Annotated in this window: 13 protein-coding genes; 7 read left to right on the top strand and 6 right to left on the bottom strand. The window is 55.1% G+C overall.

Annotated elements, in window-relative coordinates; all coding sequences use genetic code 11:
- Window positions 1-321: 321 nt before the first annotated feature.
- The 3 genes from betA to betI are packed head-to-tail and all read right to left on the bottom strand — an operon-like array spanning window position 322 to window position 4111.
- A complete protein-coding gene (gene betA, locus C1N64_RS14175) occupies window positions 322-2004 on the bottom strand; it encodes a choline dehydrogenase (protein ID WP_033741949.1) in 1683 nt (560 codons plus the stop codon).
- A gap of 23 nt (window positions 2005-2027) precedes the next feature.
- Window positions 2028-3500 carry a betaine-aldehyde dehydrogenase gene (gene betB / locus C1N64_RS14170; RefSeq protein ID WP_006120301.1) on the bottom strand — a complete coding sequence of 491 codons (1473 nt, stop codon included), beginning with the start codon at window positions 3498-3500 and terminating at the stop codon, window positions 2028-2030.
- Window positions 3501-3517: 17 nt separating this feature from the next.
- Complete coding sequence (gene betI, locus C1N64_RS14165) at window positions 3518-4111, bottom strand: transcriptional regulator BetI (RefSeq protein ID WP_006120302.1); 594 nt, start codon at window positions 4109-4111, stop codon at window positions 3518-3520.
- A 258-nt stretch (window positions 4112-4369) separates the two neighbouring features.
- Between betI and C1N64_RS14160 the strand changes: the two genes are divergently transcribed.
- From C1N64_RS14160 to C1N64_RS14150, 3 genes are all read left to right on the top strand, one after another.
- Window positions 4370-6400: a choline transporter gene (locus tag C1N64_RS14160; protein ID WP_033741948.1), complete on the top strand. Its 2031-nt coding sequence runs from the start codon at window positions 4370-4372 to the stop codon at window positions 6398-6400.
- A gap of 255 nt (window positions 6401-6655) precedes the next feature.
- On the top strand, window positions 6656-8035 hold the full coding sequence (locus tag C1N64_RS14155; protein WP_033741947.1) for an MFS transporter: 1380 nt from the start codon (window positions 6656-6658) through the stop codon (window positions 8033-8035).
- 79 nt (window positions 8036-8114) lie between these two features.
- Window positions 8115-8333, top strand: a complete 219-nt coding sequence (locus tag C1N64_RS14150; RefSeq protein WP_006120304.1) for a DUF1272 domain-containing protein — start codon at window positions 8115-8117, stop codon at window positions 8331-8333.
- Between the two features lie 144 nt (window positions 8334-8477).
- On the opposite strand, the gene rsmF is transcribed toward C1N64_RS14150, so the two are convergent.
- The 3 genes from rsmF to yebS all read right to left on the bottom strand — a co-directional run bounded on the left by rsmF (window position 8478) and on the right by yebS (window position 13839).
- Window positions 8478-9905 (bottom strand): 16S rRNA (cytosine(1407)-C(5))-methyltransferase RsmF, encoded by a 1428-nt coding sequence (gene rsmF, locus C1N64_RS14145; protein ID WP_039343108.1) that lies wholly within the window; start codon window positions 9903-9905, stop codon window positions 8478-8480.
- 81 nt (window positions 9906-9986) lie between these two features.
- Window positions 9987-12626, bottom strand: a complete 2640-nt coding sequence (locus C1N64_RS14140) for a PqiB family protein (protein ID WP_033741944.1) — start codon at window positions 12624-12626, stop codon at window positions 9987-9989.
- The gene (gene yebS / locus C1N64_RS14135) at window positions 12595-13839 is read right to left on the bottom strand and encodes a membrane integrity lipid transport subunit YebS (protein ID WP_394514898.1); all 1245 of its coding nucleotides are present in this window, start codon (window positions 13837-13839) and stop codon (window positions 12595-12597) included. The genes C1N64_RS14140 and yebS overlap by 32 nt, the downstream gene beginning before the upstream one ends.
- 209 nt (window positions 13840-14048) lie before the next feature.
- On the opposite strand from yebS, the gene C1N64_RS14130 reads away from it, so the two are divergent.
- The 4 genes from C1N64_RS14130 to htpX all read left to right on the top strand — a co-directional run bounded on the left by C1N64_RS14130 (window position 14049) and on the right by htpX (window position 18542).
- Window positions 14049-14549: a GAF domain-containing protein gene (locus C1N64_RS14130; RefSeq protein ID WP_039343102.1), complete on the top strand. Its 501-nt coding sequence runs from the start codon at window positions 14049-14051 to the stop codon at window positions 14547-14549.
- Between the two features lie 96 nt (window positions 14550-14645).
- Entirely contained in the window at window positions 14646-15350 is a 705-nt protein-coding gene (proQ, locus tag C1N64_RS14125; RefSeq protein WP_375096338.1) for an RNA chaperone ProQ, read from the top strand.
- 19 nt (window positions 15351-15369) lie between these two features.
- Window positions 15370-17415: a carboxy terminal-processing peptidase gene (gene prc / locus C1N64_RS14120; protein WP_033741935.1), complete on the top strand. Its 2046-nt coding sequence runs from the start codon at window positions 15370-15372 to the stop codon at window positions 17413-17415.
- Between the two features lie 245 nt (window positions 17416-17660).
- A complete protein-coding gene (gene htpX / locus C1N64_RS14115) occupies window positions 17661-18542 on the top strand; it encodes a protease HtpX (protein ID WP_033741934.1) in 882 nt (293 codons plus the stop codon).
- Window positions 18543-18550 lie beyond the last annotated feature (8 nt).

The following is an 18550-nucleotide window of genomic DNA, read 5'->3' as shown; positions in this document are numbered from 1 at the left end:
GCGCGCTGCGCCAGTGCTGATCGAGGGCGTTAACGCTGAGTAATGCGAGGAACGAAAGGGCGGTAAAACGGGGAATGAACATCCTGCTCATAATTTCACAATGCATCCACGTTATTGCTTCTCTTCAGTGGACGGGTAAAGCCTCCGATAATGAACACCCACACTTTATACCACTACTGGCGTTAAAAGCACAGCGCGATATTGTAAGTTGAATTGACATAAATCTGAGCAATCATGCTTATTATTCTGATTAATGCAGGTGATAAGTGCAGAAAAAAGAAATAAGCCGGACAGTTGTCCGGCTTAAGGTCAGGGAGGCGATCAGGTTGACCGCTCAGGTGCCTTACGCACTGGTGCATCGCCTGCAACATAGTAGTCTGCGGTACTGCGCGGCAGCGGTTGACGACCACGGATGCAGTCGGCGATTTTTTCACCGATCATGATGGTGGTCGCATTCAGGTTGCCCGTAATAATTAAGGGCATTATGGATGCATCGACCACGCGCAAACCTTCCAGTCCATGTACGCGGCCTTCGCCATCAACCACCGCCATCTCGTCGTTACCCATCTTACAGGTTCCGCAAGGATGGTAAGCCGTTTCGCCATGGTTACGCACGAATTCATCCAGCTCCTCGTCCGTCTGGCATTCAATGCCCGGGCTGATCTCACGGCCACGGTATTTATCCAGCGCGGGCTGATTGATGATTTCACGTGTGATACGAATCGCATCGCGGAACTCATGCCAGTCCTGTTCATGCGACATATAGTTGAACAGAATTGCGGGATGGCGACGCGGATCGCGGGACTTCAGGCGCACATGTCCGCGGCTGGGTGAACGCATTGAGCCTACGTGACACTGAAAACCGTGCGCATCGACCGCATTCGAGCCGTTGTAGTTAATCGCTACCGGCAGGAAGTGGTACTGAATATTCGGCCAGGTAAACTCTTCACGGCTGCGAATAAAGCCACCCGCTTCGAACTGGTTACTGGCACCCACGCCCGTGCCGTTAAACAGCCACTCTGCGCCGATCTTCGGCTGATTCCACCACTTCAGTGCGGGATACAGAGAGACGGGCTCCTTGCATTCATACTGCAGGTACATTTCAAGGTGATCCTGCAGGTTCTCACCTACGCCCGGCAGGTCATGGACGACCGGGATGTCAAACTGCTGTAACAGTTCGGACGATCCCACACCCGAGCGCTGTAAGATTTGTGGCGAAGCAATGGCACCCGCACACAGCAGCACTTCGCGTCGCGCATGAACGGTGTGCAGCGTATTACTGTCACCGATCATATATTCCACGCCAATTGCACGCTTGCCTTCAAACAAAATACGGTCAGTGGTGGCATGGGTCACGATTTTCAGGTTCGGTCGGCGTTTCGCCTGGTCAAGATAACCGCGCGCGGTGCTGGAACGTCGGCCTTCTGGCGTGACGAAGCGGTCCATCGGCCCAAAGCCTTCCTGCTGATAACCATTCAGGTCATCTGTGCGCGGATAGCCGGCCTGAACGCCTGCCTGAATCATTGCTTCAAACAGCACGTTGTTGCCTTTCTTCGGCGTGGTCACGCTGACCGGACCATCGCCGCCGTGGTAGTCATTGGCACCGGTATCGCGCGTTTCTGACTTGCGATAGTAGGGCAGACAGTCCAGATAGCTCCAGTTTTCCAGGCCGGGCATGCTTGCCCAGTTGTCCAGATCCATCGCGTTACCCCGGATATAACACATGCCGTTGATCAGCGAAGAACCGCCCAGGCCTTTACCCCGACCACACTCCATGCGGCGGTTGTTCATATACGGCTCAGGCTCAGTTTCATACGCCCAGTTATACCGTTTTCCCTGTAAAGGGTACGCCAGGGCCGCTGGCATCTGCGTCCGAAAATCGAAACGATAATCAGGCCCACCCGCTTCCAGCAGCAGTACATTCACGCTACTGTCTTCAGTCAGTCGGGTGGCCAACACATTCCCTGCGGATCCGGCTCCAATGATAATGTAATCAAATTCCATTCGTCGCTCCTCAGGTAAGGGGATTAAAAGACAGACTGAAAGCGCGTCAGCTCAACCTGAACCGACTTCACCTGGGTGTAATTCTGCAGCGTCATCAAGCCGTTTTCACGACCGACGCCAGAATGCTTGTAACCGCCGACAGGCATTTCAGCGGCAGATTCACCCCAGGTGTTAATCCAGCAGATGCCCGCTTCAATCTGATGAATGACGCGGTGCGCACGATTCAGATCCCGGGTCACCAGACCCGCGGCCAGACCATATTCGGTATCGTTAGCGCGACGTATCACTTCCTCTTCCGAGGTGTAACTCAGGATCGACATCACCGGCCCGAAAATTTCCTCACGGACAATTTTCATGTCGTCGCGGCAGTCGCTGAATACGGTTGGTGCCACCCACGCGCCCTGATCAAACCCGTCACCGGTTAAGCGTTTACCGCCACACAGCAGACGGGCACCTTCTGCAATACCGGACTCAATAAAGCGCATCACGTTGTCACGGTGGCTGAAGCTGACCAGCGGACCAAAGTTCGTCTCGGGATCGCGCAGATCGCCCGCTTTGATACGGGCAACACGTTCTACGATTTTGGCTTCGAACGCAGACTGCAATGCGGCCGGGACAAAAACGCGGGTACCGTTGGTACATACCTGGCCGGAACTGTAGAAGTTAGCCATCATGGCGATGTCGGCGGCCAGATCGAGATCGGCGTCATCAAAGATGATCAGCGGGGATTTGCCGCCCAGCTCCATGGTGACGTCCTTCAGGGTCGATCCTGCCGCATTTGCCATGACTTTTTTGCCGCTGACGACACCGCCGGTAAATGACACTTTATCGATACCCGGATGCTCGGTAAGCAGTTGACCGGTAACCGCGCCGGTACCGGGCAGCACGTTGAAAACGCCGTCCGGCACACCGGCTTCGGTGTAAATCTCAGCCAGTTTCAGGGCCGTCAGCGGTGTGACCTCGCTGGGTTTGAAAATCATGGCATTGCCTGCGGCGAGGGCCGGGGCAGATTTCCACAGGGCAATCTGAATCGGGTAATTCCACGCGCCAATACCGGCGACCACGCCTAAGGGTTCACGGCGGGTATACACAAACGCGGTATCACGCAGAGGAATTTGCTGGCCTTCCAGCGCAGGGATCAGCCCAGCGTAATACTCCAGCACATCGGCACCGGTAACGATGTCGACGCTGGCGGTTTCACTGAACGGCTTACCGGTATCAAGCATTTCCAGTTCAGCCAGCTCATCATTGCGCTCGCGCAGAATATCTACGGCCCGACGCAGAATGCGTGAGCGTTCCATGGCGGTCATGGCTGCCCAGATTTTTTGCCCTTTTCTGGCCGCCGCCACAGCGCGATCGACATCCTCGCGCCCGGCAATCTGGACATCAGCCAGTACTTCGCCGTTGACCGGATTAATCGTCTGGAAGGTTTCTCCAGACGTCGCGGCAACATAAGTACCATTGATGTAGAGGTGTTGTTCGGTGAATCGGGACATAATTTCTCCTGGTTCCGTTACGCGTGTTCGCCTGCTAACTGCTGGCGAATAAATTGAGTGGTCAGTGTCCGTGCTGTCGTCGGGTCAAAGGGCTTGCCGCTTAATGCTGCGCGTAGCCACAGGCCATCAATCATGGCGGCCAGCCCGTGAGCGGCAAGCCTGGCCCTGTCCCTGGGCAACTGGCGGCGAAACTCCACGGCCAGCGATGAAAAAAGACGGCGATGACTGACCCGTTCCAGACGTTGAAGCTGAGGCTGGTGCATACTGCTTGACCAAAAGTCCAGCCAGGCTTTCATCACTGCGCGTTCGACCTGACTTTCGTCGAAGTTTCCTTCAACGATTGCGCGCAGTCGTTCTTCGGCGGGGGCGTTGGCTAACGGCTGCAGGCGACGGGCAACTGCCTCACGTAGTTGCCGGGTGACGTCGCGCATCGTGGCTTCCAGCAATCCGTTCTTGTCCTTGAAATAGTGGCTGATGATGCCAGTTGACACGCCCGCGCGTCGGGCAATCTGAGCAATGGTGGCATCATTAATACCTACGTCATTTATCGTTGCCAGCGTCGCATCGATCAGCTGTCGACGTCGTATTGGCTGCATCCCTACCTTTGGCATTGCGTTCGCTCCCACCCAAAATCAGTCCCCTATTTAATCTTTTTTTGATTGGATGTTCAATATAAATAGAAACCTTGTTAGGATGCTGTGTCTTAAAAGTTGAGTAAGTGAAGCGGTAAGTGTGGCAGATTCGTTAGTTTTGACCAGAATGTAACGGCAGGAAACGAAGCGTAAAAAACACTTACCCCTCGGGACACCGGATGTTTTTACCGGTTTGAACTCTTGCAAAATTGATAAGCCAACAACCAGAGGTAAACGATGATGAGTCCACCAGCGAGTGAAAAAGACAGAATCAACCCCGTGGTGTTCTACACCTCCGCAGGATTGATTCTGACCTTTTCACTCATCACTATTTTATTCAGCAGCGAAGCCGCCAACTGGATACTGAGGGCGGTAAACTGGGTGTCCGAAGCGTTTGGCTGGTATTACATGTTGGCCGCCACGCTTTATATCGTGTTCGTTGTGTATATCGCCTGTTCCCGTTTTGGCTCCATTAAACTCGGGCCTGAGCAGTCGAAACCGGAATTCAGCATACTGAGCTGGTCGGCAATGCTGTTTGCCGCCGGTATCGGGATAGACCTGATGTTTTTCTCGGTGGCGGAACCGGTTTCGCAGTATATGCAGCCGCCGGAAGGGACAGGGCAAACGCTTGAAGCGGCCCGTCAGGCGATGGTCTGGACCCTGTTCCACTATGGCTTAACCGGCTGGTCAATGTACGCCCTGATGGGGATTGCCCTTGGCTATTTCAGCTACCGCTACAATCTGCCCTTAACCATCCGTTCCGCCCTGTATCCCATTTTTGGTAAACGCATTAACGGTCCCATCGGCCACAGCGTAGACATTGCCGCGGTAATTGGGACGATCTTTGGTATCGCTACCACGCTGGGAATTGGTGTGGTGCAGTTAAACTATGGGCTGAAGGTCCTGTTCGATATTCCGGAAGGATTAACGGCACAGACGGCATTGATTATTCTGTCGGTGATCATTGCCACCATTTCCGTGACGTCGGGCGTTGACAAAGGCATTCGTATTTTATCGGAACTGAATGTGGCGCTGGCTCTCGGCCTGATTCTGTTCGTCCTGTTCGCTGGCAATACCGGCTTCCTGCTTAACGCACTGGTGCTCAACGTAGGGGATTACATCAATCGCTTTATGGGCATGACGCTGAATACGTTTGCCTTTGACCGGCCAACAGAGTGGATGAACAGCTGGACCCTGTTTTTCTGGGCCTGGTGGGTGGCCTGGTCGCCGTTCGTGGGCCTGTTTCTGGCACGTATCTCCCGTGGCCGTACCATTCGTGAGTTTGTGCTCGGTACGCTGGTGATTCCTTTTACCTTTACGCTGCTGTGGCTGTCGGTCTTTGGTAACGCGGCCCTGTATGAAATCCTTCATGGCGATGCGGGTTTTGCACAGGAAGTGATGGGCCATGCGGAACGCGGTTTCTACAGTCTTTTGGCGCAGTACCCGGCCTTCAAGCTGAGTGCTTCCGTCGCGACCATTACCGGTATGTTGTTCTATGTGACCTCGGCGGATTCCGGTTCGCTGGTGCTGGGTAATTTCACCTCCAAACTGAAAGACATCAACAGTGATGCGCCGAACTGGCTGCGTATATTCTGGTCAGTCGCCATCGGCGTCCTGACGCTGAGTATGTTGATGACCAACGGCATTACGGCGCTGCAAAATACCACGGTCATCATGGGGCTGCCGTTCAGTTTCGTCATCTTCTTCGTGATGGCAGGGCTGTATAAATCGCTCAAGGTGGAAGATTATCGCCGCGTGAGTGCGACGCGGGATACGGCGCCTTATCTGGCACATGCTACTGACCGTCTGACCTGGAAAAAACGGCTGTCGCGCCTGATGAACTATCCTGGCTCGCGCTACACCCTGAAAATGATGGATGACACGATCTTTCCCGCCATGGAGGACGTGGCAAAAGAGCTGGAGCTGCGTGGCGCGCGCGTCACGCTGGACCGCGTGGCCGCCGACGGGGAGCATCCTCTGGGTTATCTGGACCTGCGCGTACAACTGGGCGAGGAGCAGGATTTCCTCTATCAGGTCTGGCCACAGCAGTATTCCATTCCGGGCTTTACCTACCGCGCGCGCAGCGGGAAATCTACCTATTACCGGCTGGAGACGTTCCTGCTGGAGGGCAGTCAGGGTAATGACCTGATGGATTACAGCAAAGAGCAGGTGATCATCGATATACTCGATCAGTATGAGCGCCACTTGAACTTTATTCATCTGCATCGAGAGGCACCGGGCAGCAACATTACGTTCCCCAGCGCCTGATCCCACAGCCCGTTAGCCGCCAGGTTAACGGGTTTTTTATAGCTGACGGAAAACCCGGCCGCGTAAACATGGTCCACAGCCAGTCAGGTTTTGCCGGAGGCCTACGATACATCCGGGGACAGGGAAATGTGTCATCACTGCCGTCCACGTGACAACGGGAGTTTACTGTCGGAATTGTCCCGACCTAAAGCGGGGCAAATTCAACTATCTTTAAACTTTACAGGACACCAATGACTGTTGTGGACAGGGAGTCGTATGCGAAAAATTCTTAGAACATTTCTGCCGCTTTACACCACCACGTTGTTGATGCTGTTGGGCTCAGGGTTACTCACTACCTACGTGTCACTGCGTCTGGCCCATGATAAGGTTAATGGTGCGCTGATTGGGGCCATCATTGCGGCAAACTATATTGGCCTGGTGATCGGTGGCAAGGTGGGCCACAACCTGATTGCGCGCGTCGGTCATATTCGTGCCTATGTAGCCTGTGCCGGCATTATTACGGCGTCAGTGATCGGACACGGGCTGACAGATTTTATCCCCCTCTGGGTTTTCCTGCGCCTGATCATCGGGCTGTGCATGATGTGCCAGTACATGGTGCTGGAAAGCTGGCTTAACGACCAGGCGGAATCGTCACAGCGTGGGCTAATCTTTGGCTTCTATATGGTGGCGACCTACCTTGGCTTAAGTAGCGGTCAGGTGGTGCTGACCTTACAAAGTGACTTTGGTCTTCAGACGTTGTTAATCGTGGCGCTCTGTTTTGCCCTCTGTCTGGTGCCGATTGCGCTGACGACGCGCACGCATGTTCGCGCGATGTCACCTGCGCCGATGGAGCTGGGCTACTTTCTTCGCACCATTCCTAAATTGCTCAGCACCACCTTATTAACCGGTATGGTCGTCGGCGCCTTTTATGGCCTGGCGCCGGTGTATGCCAGCAGCAAGGGATTCAGCGATGCGCAGACCGGTATTTTTATGAGCCTGACGATTTTTGCCGGGCTGGTATCGCAGTTTCCTTTAAGCTGGCTGTCCGACCGTTACGATCGTCAGCGGCTGCTGTTTTATATTGCGGCGCTGCTGGCGCTGGCCTGTTTGCCGCTGGTGTTGCTGCCCAGGCTGTCATTTCACTGGGTGCTCGGCATCGCCTTTCTTGCCAGCATGGTGCAGTTTGCCCTCTATCCTTTGCAGGTGGCGCTGGCAAACGATCAGGTGGCGGCGGAGCAGCGCGTTTCACTGACGGCCTGTCTGCTGATGGCGTTTGGTATCGGAGCCAGTATCGGCCCATTGCTGGTGGGCTCGCTGATGCAGCCTTTCGGCAGTAACATGCTTTATCTGTTCTTCACGGTGTGCACCCTGTTGATTGCTGTGCTGAGCTATGTGAAGAAAGCGCCGCTTCCGTTACCGACTACCGAGGTACCCTTGCCCCACGTGGTGTTACCGGACAGCCTGGCTACCTCGCCTTTAGGCGCGGCGCTTAACCCGGTGCTGGAAGACGAGGCGATTCAGGCGGCGATGGTCACCAGTGATGAGGAGGGCGCAGAGGACGAGGGTGAGAATGAGGACGAAGGCGACGTGACCCAGGCGCGCGACGATGAAAGCCGCAGCAGGGCCACGTCAGGTTCCACATCTTCTGACGGATAAGCGTTACGGGCGATGAAAATCCTCGACAAGCAGCATGGGTTTTGCCACGCTGAAAGCCGTTACCGCAAGGGGGAATGTCATGCTAGAACTGCGCCCAAACTGTGAACGTTGTGATATCGATCTGCCTGCGGCATCGCGTGATGCGCGCATCTGTTCGTTCGAATGTACCTTCTGCGCGACCTGCGCTGAGCAGCATCTGCAGGGGAATTGTCCCAACTGCGGGGGAGAATTAGTGCGACGTCCCATCCGGCCCGCCGCCAAATTGCTGACCCATCCGGCGAAAGCGCGCACCGCCTGAGTTATCGCCGGGCATCGCGCCAGAATGCGCCGGCGCGATGCCTGCCGCTTGTGCAGGTCCGTCCGCGCTGAACGACGGTTCTGGCGCTGCTATCAGCAAAACAGCGCCGCATGCGTGACAGTGTCACTTGCAGGATGTGACGGCTTAACGGAACAGCCGACCGTCGCGCACCAGTTCGCGCGGATAGCTGTTTTTAATCCGGCTACCAACCCGTTTTGCCAGCCCCAGCGGCTGAGCCTGATAGGTCACAATCATCTCATCAACGGTGGGCGGGTTTTCAGGGTAGATATCGCGACCGCGAAACCACGCTTCCGCTTCCGCCTCATTCAGTTCCACTGTCTGCGCTGGACGCGGTGACGCCAGCGCGACAACGGCCTCATGTTGCCAGCGATAACCCTTCGCAAAGGTTTCAGCCAGTTTCAGGCCAATCCGCGAAAAACGGACCTGCCCTAACAGCGGAACGATGTCGGCGGGAAACAGCCAAATTTCTTTATCGCGTTGCCACAGTTGCAGGCGCTCATCCCACTGAAGCGCCACCTTCGCGGCCGCCTGAACAATATCGTTTTCCAGTTTGCGGTTTACGGGGGTAAACGGAAGCTTGCCGACTTTGTATGTCGGCGCAGGCAGCCGCTCAACAGAGGCGATTTTGCGTAACCGCGCGACAAAGAAGCCTTCACTGTCAAACAGCTGAGGAAAGACGTGCAGGTAACCTTCGGGCGTGGCTGCCTGTTCTGCGCCTGGAAACAGCGTCGTCAGCGGCGCAACCTCGACGGCTGCGGGGTAGCGCGCCAGCAGCCAGGCCACAACCTGTTGGTTTTCGATCGGATTGAGTGTGCAGGTGGAATACACCAGCGTACCGCCAGGCTTCAGGGCATGAAACGCGCTGTCAATCAGATCGCGTTGGGTCTGGGCGATATCGTGGGTGCTGGCAAGCGACCAGTTTTTCAGCGCATCCGCATCTTTACGTATCACGCCTTCGCCAGAGCAGGGCGCATCCAGCAGGATCGCATCGAACTGTTCCGGCAGCGCAGGCCCAAAGACGCGGGCGTCAAAGTGAGTCAGCGCGGTATTGGTCACGCCACAGCGGGTAATGTTCGCGTGCAGCACTTTTACCCGGCTGGAAGAGAACTCATTAGCAAGGACAATTCCCTGGTTGTGCATTCGGGCGGCAATCTGTGTTGTTTTCGAGCCGGGGGCGGCCGCCATATCCATGACATGCTGTGCATCGGGACAGGCATCAAACAGCGCCGTCACCGGCAGCATCGAGCTGGCTTCCTGAATATAAAACAGGCCACTCAGATGCTCTGCCACGCTACCCAACGGTAAACTTTCATCCTCCCGGCTGATCCAGAAGCCGTCTTCACACCACGGCACCGGCGTAAGCTGCCAGCCGTAGTGAGCCGTTTGGGCCAGAAACGCGCTGACGCTGATTTTTAACGTATTGACTCGGAGGCTGCGGCGTAACGGCTGCTGGCTAATGTCGATAAACTGCTGCAGGCTGGCCTCATCGGGCAGGCTCTGGCGCATAAGGTCAAGAAAATCGGCAGGAAAACGTGAAGCGGCGTCGGACACGGATAAGTTCTCTTTGAGGCAAAGGCGGGAGTGTAACACGCGGAAAGAAAACGGGCAGCCTGGCTGCCCGTTTTGGGAGGATTAAGGTTGGTTCGGGTCAGGAATGGCCGTACCCCAATTACGCCACTCTTTCGGCGGTTCGTCCTGCAGCAGGAAGTGCTTATTCGCATTCGCCTGCGGGGCCAGCGGGACCGTCGGTGGCGTAGCAAACTGAATGCCGCCGCGGATAAATTGCTGGAAGGTACCGGTTTTCACCACACCGCCAATCAGCCCAAAGTCCAGGTTATAGCCGGAGGCGAGCCAGAACACCGAGTTATTACGTACCAGATGCTGATATTTTTTACTGATGCGCAGGGCGATTTGCACGCGATCCGCCATATTACCCAACGAGGTGCCGGTCACGGTACCGACTTCGACGCCCCGGAACAGGACCGGCGTTCCTAATGACAGAGAACCCGCTTCGGTGGCATCCACATAGATGTTCAGGCCGTTGAGGTAACGCGAGTCGGTGATGGTGCTTTCCTGCAGCTCAAAGGTCCGCGCGCCGCGTCCTTTACCCGGGTCAACGTTAACGTAAGGCTGCAGGATCGTCTCCAGATGATTCACCCCGGCGGCCGAAATCTCGGGCGACACCACGGAGAAACGACTGTCAACGCGCGCGAAGTTCTGCACGTATTCCGGGTAAAGTACGGCTTTGGCCACCACCTGATTATTGTCATCACTCAGCGACAGTGATTCGATCTGACCCACGTTAATGCCCAGATAGCGAATCGGCATGCCCGCAGACAGTTTGCTGGCATCATAGGTGTGCAGGGTAATCTGGCTGCCCACCGCGCGAGCGGCCGTTTCGGACGGATAAAGCACGCGTTTTACGCCTTTATCCACTTTCGCCCCGGTCAGGTTGTCAAAGCTGATCGCGCCTTTTAAAGCCCGGTTCAGCGGGGAGGCCTGCACCGTTAATCCGCTGCCGTTAAGCTGTACGCGTGCGCCGCCTTCCGCCCAGAAGACACTTTCGTTGGTGAGGAGCTTACGGTATTCCGGTTTGATATGAACGGCAATATCAAACGCATCCGCGCGCGGTGTGACTTTCGTGATTTCGCCCACCTGGAACTTGCGGTACAGCACGACAGATCCCGCCTGAACATCCGGCAGACTTTTCGCGGTCAGCATCAGCGTGGTCGACGGACCGTCACCCACAATACCTTCCTCCGCACGTTCCGCATCCGCAAACAGCGGATAGGCGGCTTTTGGCGCGCCGCGCTTGCCGGGATCCAGACGAATACCGCCATCGACCCATTCACGTGCGCTGGCTCCCAGCACCTGCATGCCGTCCAGACCGAATTTCACATCAAGACGACTGTTCACGATGAATTTACTGTCGCTGTGCACCAGTTGCCGGTGGTCAGGATTGATTGCCACAACAAAATTCACCCCATTTTCATCCAGATCGCGCGAGATGACCTGGCCGATTTTCATACCGTATAACATCAGCGGTTGCCCCGCATCGATGCCATAGCTCTCCGGCGCGCTGAGTTTTACGGTGAGCACATTGGGTTGCTGCAGCAGCGTTTTGTCAGGCGCAACCACGGTAAAATGCTGTACGGGTGGACCGTCGCCGGGCACCAGTTCAAAGGTATTGCCGGTCAGCAGACTGCTCAGGCTGGTGTCAGTCAGGCTGAGTTTCGGACTGTGCATTTCAATGCGTGTGCCTTCGCGCATCAGGCCGACCACAGACGGATCAACCGTCATCTCGCCGGTGACTTTGCCGCCGTCCTGCAGATTCAGTTTGGTGAGCGTACCGACTTCCAGACCCTGGTACATCAGCGGCGTTCGGTTAGCCGACAGGTTATCGCCGTTGGGCAGATCGAGGCTAATCAGCACACCGCGCTGGCTGTGAGCCAGATCAGGATAGAGGGTGTAATTCTGGTCGCTCTTTGCGGCTTCCGCGCCTTCGGGCGAGTCAAAGGCAATCGCGCCATTGACCAGTGCCGCCAGGCTTTCCAGCTGCACTTTGGCACCGCTCAGGCTGACATCGGCGTTCAGGCCGGACACGTTCCAGAAACGGCTGTTGGTTTTCACCAGGTTGACGAAGCGACGTTCGATAAGCACGTCAATTGACACGCCGTTGTTTTGACCGTTGATACTGTAGTCGTACACGCGGCCTACCGGAATTTTGCGGTAATAGACCAGTGAGCCGGTATTCAGCGAGCCCAGATCCGGTGCATGAAGGTGGATCATCAGCTCGCCGGTATTAACACGGTATTTCGGTTGCGTATCCAGGGCGGTGAAGGTGTCGCTCTCTTTACCATCGCCCGGCATCATGCCGATGTAGTTACCGCCGACCAGCGCATCAAGGCCGGAAACCCCGGCCAGCGAGGCTTTCGGTGTCACCAGCCAGAATTGCGTATTCTCACGCAGCGCATCACGCATATCACTTTTGATACTGGCTTTGATCTGGATCTTGCGATAGTCGTCGCTCAGGTTGATGCCCTGCACGGTACCGACTTCCACGCCCTGATAGCGCACAGGCGTGCGCCCGGGCACAATCCCATCTGCCGTCTGGAAATTAATGGTGATTGTAGTGCCGCGCTCCTGAAAATTCGTCCATAGCAGCCAGCCCGCAATCAGCATGGCGATAACGGGCAGCAGCCAAAAAGGGGAAATTTTACGCTTATTACGCAGCGTAGCATTAGTCGGTGTAGTCGGCGTTTCCTGTTGCATGTGCATCCCAGAGCAGGCGGCTATCCAGCCACTCAACGGCCATAATGGTCAGGATCACAGCCGCGCCAAAGTAAAACGCGGCAGGTCCCATGGTAAAAGCCAGTAACTGGTCACGATTGACCAGTGACATGGTTAACGAAATGACAAACAGATCCAGCATAGACCAGCGACCGACCCAGGTTACAAAACGCAGGAGACGGATGCGGGTTTTCAGGCCTTGCTCGCAGCGAAAATGAATGCTGAGAAGCAGCGCCAGCATGACCAGAACCTTGGTAAAGGGCACTAAGATACTGGCGATAAAGACGATGGCGGCGACCGGAATATTACCGGATGCCAGGGAAAGAATGCCGGAGAAGATCGTATCTTCCCGCCGCGAGCCATTGAGGTACACCACCGAAATGGGCAGCAGATTGGCCGGGATCAGCAGCACAATGGAGGCGATGAGCGCAGCCCAGGATTTTTGCAGGCTGTGACGGCGACGGAAGTCGAGCGGTGTATGGCAGCGGGGGCAACGGCCTCGTGCGTCGGGAACATCGGTATAATGGCAGTTGAGACAAACCTGCAGATCCTCCCGTCGCGTCACCTGAGGCTGTTGCGGATAAAAGTGTTCCCATAGCTGCTCAATATTGAGATGAATCAGCGTCATCACGCTCAGGACGGTCAGGGCAATGTAAGCCACCAGACCGTAGCCCATTTCGAGATCGGAGTATTCCTGAACTTTAATCGACGCCACCGCGATGCCAATCAGGAAAATGTCCAGCATGACCCACTCTTTCAGCTTCTCCAGCATCAGCAGAACCGGGCGCAGATTCATGCCCAAACGCTGGCCCAGCGCCAGGTAGCCAATGCCGGCCACAAGCGTGACGGGCGCACCGATAGTACAGAACGCCACCATGGAGGCCGTTAACACGTTGCCCTGCAGCGTCATCTGCACAATGCCTTCCAGCAGGCTGGCGTTAATGCGCATACCCAGCAGCCGGATATCAATCAACGGCATGCTGAAGGCGAACGGCATCAGGACCAGCATGGTGGCCGCCATCGCCAGCAGACGCGTCATCGACCAGTCATAGCCGCTGACAATTTGCGCATTACAACGGGGGCAATGTGCCGACTGATGCGATTTCACATCTGGTAAGGAAAAAAGGGTATCGCATTGCGGACAACGCTGATAACGTGCGTGGGGCAATGTCTCGCTAATCGCGTGAATTTTCATAAAGAGTGCAGGGTTCGCTTATTGTTATTTACGCAAAGGGTTGTTAAGACATTGCTGTGTACCTGTTTCGGGTATCACGCTTCGATCCACAGAATGTTAAGGTTATAGTAACTAACGCTATGATTCACCTTATGGCTATGGATTTTTAGTGCTTATTTTTAACTGGCGGAGTGGTTAGCCGCCCGGATGTCACTGGTAACGGTTGAATAATGAACAAAACTGCCTTTTACGCCGATTTAGATCGCGATATGCGCGCCTTGCTGGCGGGAGAAACGGCGTTCCTCGCCGCGATGGGTAACTTTAGCGCGCTGTTGTATGAACGTCTCGAAGGCGTGAACTGGGCAGGCTTCTACCTGCTGACGGAAGCAGACACACTGGTTCTTGGCCCGTTCCAGGGTAAAATTGCCTGTGTGCGCATCCCCGTGGGTAAAGGTGTCTGTGGTACAGCGCTGGCGGAAAATCAGGTCCAGCGTGTGGATGATGTGCATGCGTTTCCGGGGCACATCGCCTGCGATGCGGCCAGTAATGCTGAAATTGTGATTCCTCTGAAAGTAAACGGTCACGTTGTGGGCGTGCTGGATATCGACAGTGTGGAATACAATCGCTTTGATAGTGATGATGAAAAAGGGCTGGTAGCCTTGACTGACGGGCTTTGCGACGTGCTCGCGAACACGGACTTAGAAAAATATTTGCAGCTGACGCGTAGCTAATCGACTGGATTGCATGGCATTTAGCGATGTTGTCATTATAATGTCGCCTGTTCATGCCTGCTCTGGTCGGCAAACCCGTAGTAATCAGGAAATTTCATGGAAAATCAACCTAAGTTGAATAGCAGTAAAGAAGTCATCAGCTTTCTGGCGGAGCGCTTTCCGCACTGCTTTAGCGCTGAAGGTGAAGCGCGTCCGCTCAAAATCGGTATCTTTCAGGATCTGGTCGAGCGCGTTCAGGGCGAAATGAACCTGAGCAAAACACAGTTACGTTCAGCATTACGTCTTTATACCTCCAGCTGGCGCTATCTGTACGGTATTAAAGCGGGTGCGACCCGCGTGGATCTCGACGGCAATCCGTGCGGTGTTCTCGATGAGCAGCACGTTGAGCATGCCCGCAAGCAGCTGGAAGACGCGAAAGCGCGTGTTCAGGCGCAACGCGATCAGCAGCGGGCCGCGCGTCGTGAAGCCGGTGAGGGCGAAGAAGGGGCCAACGCGCCTCGTCGTCCACGCAAACCTGCTCCGCGTAAAGCCGCAGAGGGTGACGCCGCGCGTAAGCCGCGTCCGCAGTCTGCTGAGCGTCCTACTGCATCGCAGCATCGCAAACCGGCACCCCGTCCGGAGCAGCAGCAGGCTAAACCCATCACTGATACCTCAACTTTGCAACCCGGCCAGAGTATTAAAGTTAAAGCAGGCAAAAGTGCAATGGACGCAACCGTTCTGGAAGTTTCTAAAGACGGCGTCCGGGTACAGCTCGCTTCCGGCATGGCAATGATTGTGCGCGCAGAACACCTGCAGTTCTGAAACGGAGGCTGACCCCGGCATGAACACCTTGTTAAAAGTTGGATTGATCGCGGGCCTGCTGTTGTCAGGCCCTTCCTTTGCCGCCGAGAACATCACTCGTGCCGATCAAATTCCTCAGTTGCATGAAGATCCCCAGGATCCTACCGTCAGCGAGCGCGTCACCTCACGGTTCACGCGTTCTCACTATCGTCAGTTCGATCTGGACGGGGCGTTTTCCGCCAAAATTTTTGACCGCTACCTCAACATGCTCGACTACAGCCACAACGTGCTGCTGGCGTCGGATGTAGCACAGTTTGCCAGCAAGAAAACACAGCTGGGTGACGAACTGCGTAGCGGTAAGCTGGATATTTTTTACGATCTTTATAATCTGGCCCAGAAACGCCGCTTCGAACGCTATCAGTACGCGCTCACGGTCCTGGCTCGCCCGATGAACTTTACCGGTAATGACACCATCGATATTGACCGTTCCAAAGCGCCCTGGCCGAAAGACCAGAACGAATTAAATGCGCTGTGGGATGCCAAGGTGAAATACGATGAGTTGAGCCTGAAGCTGGCCGGTAAAGACGAAAAAGAAATTCGTGACGTGCTGACCAAACGCTATAACTTCGCCATCCGTCGCCTGGCACAGAGCAACAGCGAAGATGTGTTCCAGTTGGCAATGAATGCATTTGCCCACGAAATCGATCCGCACACCAACTATCTGTCGCCGCGCAATACCGAGCAGTTCAATACTGAAATGAGCCTGTCGCTCGAAGGGATTGGCGCCGTATTGCAGATGGATGACGATTATACCGTGATCAATTCTATGGTCGCGGGTGGCCCGGCGGCGAAAAGTAAAGCCATCACCGTTGGCGATCGTATTGTCGGCGTCGGTGAGCCAGGCAAGCCAATGGAAGATGTGATTGGCTGGCGTCTGGATGATGTCGTCGCCAAAATTAAAGGACCGAAAGGCAGTAAGGTTCGCCTTGAAATCCTGCCTGCCGGTAAAGGTACTAAAACCCGCATTGTGACACTGACGCGTGAGAAAATCCGTCTGGAAGATCGCGCCGTTAAAATGAGTATTCACAATGTGGGCAAGCAGAAAGTCGGCGTACTGGATATTCCGGGCTTCTACGTGGGCCTGACCGATGATGTCAAAGTGCAGTTGCAGAAACTGCAAAAGCAGAATGTCGACAGCATCGTGATTGATCTGCGGACCAACGGCGGTGGCGCACTGACCGAGGCGGTCTCACTGTCTGGCCTGTTTATCCCAAGTGGCCCCGTGGTGCAGGTGCGCGACAATAACGGTCGCATCCGTCAGGACAGCGATAACGACGGCATTGTGTACTATAAAGGGCCGCTGGTGGTGCTGGTTGACCGCTTCAGTGCGTCTGCCTCTGAAATCTTTGCGGCGGCGATGCAGGACTATGGGCGTGCGCTGATTGTTGGCGAGCCGACCTTTGGTAAAGGCACCGTTCAGCAGTATCGCTCGCTGAACCGCATTTACGATCAGATGCTGCGTCCGGAATGGCCTGCGCTGGGATCGGTTCAGTACACGATTCAGAAGTTCTACCGTATTAACGGTGGCAGTACACAGCGTAAAGGCGTCACCCCCGATCTGCTGATGCCTACCGGCGTTGAAGCGGCGGAGACAGGCGAGAAGTTTGAAGATAACGCCTTACCGTGGGACAGCATCACGGCTGCCACCTACGCGAAAACCGGAGATGTGAAAGCGCTGGTGCCGCAGTTGACGAAAGAACATGATGAACGTATCGCGAAAGATCGTGAGTTCCAGTACATCATGAAGGACATTGCCCGCTTTAATGCCATGAAGGACAAGCGCAATATCGTGTCGCTCAATCTTGCTCAACGCGAGAAAGAGAACCACGAAGACGATGCGCTGCGTCTGGAACGCATTAATGCGCGCTATCAGGCCGAAGGCAAAAAGCCGCTGAAGAGCCTGGATGACCTGCCTAAGGATTACAAAGAACCCGATCCTTATCTGGATGAAACCGTCAAGATTGCCAACGATCTGGCGCAGCTGGAAAAGACGCTTCCCGACGCATCCGCAGCGAAAAGCAACTGATACGTTCTGGTTTAATAAAAAGCACCGCACTGCGGTGCTTTTTTTATGATAAGTCCGGCAAGGATGCGTTACGTTAATGTGTTGTACTGCGCGCATTCAGTAGGGTTGCGGTAAAGGTTATGTCATATTGTAAAGTTATGTCTTTTTAGGCACTTAAACGTTAAGGTCGCTTGAAAACCCGCACAATGCTCATAGGATATGTATCCGCGCATGAGCGCATGAACTACTGAGGATGATTAACCGTTATGATGCGTATTGCTCTTTTCCTGCTGACCAACCTGGCAGTGATGTTGGTATTCGGGCTGATTCTCAGCCTGACAGGAATTCAGTCAAGCAGTGTTCAGGGCCTGATGATTATGGCAGGTCTGTTTGGCTTCGGCGGTGCGTTTGTCTCACTGCTGATGTCGAAGTGGATGGCGTTGCGTTCGGTCGGCGGTGAAGTGATTGAACAACCACGCAACGAAACCGAGCGCTGGTTGTTAGAGACCATTAGCCAGCAGGCCCGGCAGGTTGGTATTGCGATGCCGCAGGTCGCGATTTACCACGCGCCTGACATCAACGCCTTTGCAACCGGTGCCCGCCGTAATGCGTCACTGGTGGCTGTATCGACCGGGCTGCTGCAAAACATGAGCCGCGACGAGGCTGAAGCGGTGCTGGCGCACGAAGTCGCGCATATTGCCAACGGCGATATGATCACCATGACCCTGATTCAGGGTGTCGTGAACACCTTTGTGATTTTCGTTTCGCGTATTCTGGCGCAGATTGCGGCAGGCTTCATGTCTGGTAACCGCGATGGGGAAGAAAGCAGCAACGGTAATCCGCTGGTGTACTTTGCCGTTTCTATGGTGCTGGAACTGGTGTTTGGTATCCTTGCCAGCATCATTACCATGTGGTTCTCTCGTCACCGTGAGTTCCATGCGGATGCCGGTTCAGCGAAACTGGTGGGCCGTGAGAAGATGATTGCGGCACTGCAGCGCCTGAAAACCAGCTACGAGCCGCAGGAGCCCAGCAGCATGATGGCGTTTTGTATCAACGGTAAAGGGAAGTCATTCAGCGAGCTGTTTATGTCGCATCCCCCGTTAGATAAACGTATTGAAGCGCTGCGTAGCGGCGAATACCTGAAGTAACCCGGCAA

The sequence above is a fragment of the Pantoea sp. SGAir0215 genome, assembly GCF_043543215.1.
The sequence above is the reverse complement of the archived record's forward strand: the minus strand, read 5'-3'. Positions and strand labels throughout refer to the sequence as shown.

What these genes read in the sequence shown, in the direction of transcription:
- betA (WP_033741949.1), bottom strand. Translation starts at nt 2,004, where the DNA reads ATGGAATTTGATTACATTATCATTGGAGCCGGATCCGCAGGGAATGTG.
- betB (WP_006120301.1), bottom strand. Translation starts at nt 3,500, where the DNA reads ATGTCCCGATTCACCGAACAACACCTCTACATCAATGGTACTTATGTT.
- betI (WP_006120302.1), bottom strand. Translation starts at nt 4,111, where the DNA reads ATGCCAAAGGTAGGGATGCAGCCAATACGACGTCGACAGCTGATCGAT.
- C1N64_RS14160 (WP_033741948.1), top strand. Translation starts at nt 4,370, where the DNA reads ATGATGAGTCCACCAGCGAGTGAAAAAGACAGAATCAACCCCGTGGTG.
- C1N64_RS14155 (WP_033741947.1), top strand. Translation starts at nt 6,656, where the DNA reads ATGCGAAAAATTCTTAGAACATTTCTGCCGCTTTACACCACCACGTTG.
- C1N64_RS14150 (WP_006120304.1), top strand. Translation starts at nt 8,115, where the DNA reads ATGCTAGAACTGCGCCCAAACTGTGAACGTTGTGATATCGATCTGCCT.
- C1N64_RS14140 (WP_033741944.1), bottom strand. Translation starts at nt 12,626, where the DNA reads ATGCAACAGGAAACGCCGACTACACCGACTAATGCTACGCTGCGTAAT.
- yebS (WP_394514898.1), bottom strand. Translation starts at nt 13,839, where the DNA reads ATGAAAATTCACGCGATTAGCGAGACATTGCCCCACGCACGTTATCAG.
- C1N64_RS14130 (WP_039343102.1), top strand. Translation starts at nt 14,049, where the DNA reads ATGAACAAAACTGCCTTTTACGCCGATTTAGATCGCGATATGCGCGCC.
- proQ (WP_375096338.1), top strand. Translation starts at nt 14,646, where the DNA reads ATGGAAAATCAACCTAAGTTGAATAGCAGTAAAGAAGTCATCAGCTTT.
- prc (WP_033741935.1), top strand. Translation starts at nt 15,370, where the DNA reads ATGAACACCTTGTTAAAAGTTGGATTGATCGCGGGCCTGCTGTTGTCA.
- htpX (WP_033741934.1), top strand. Translation starts at nt 17,661, where the DNA reads ATGATGCGTATTGCTCTTTTCCTGCTGACCAACCTGGCAGTGATGTTG.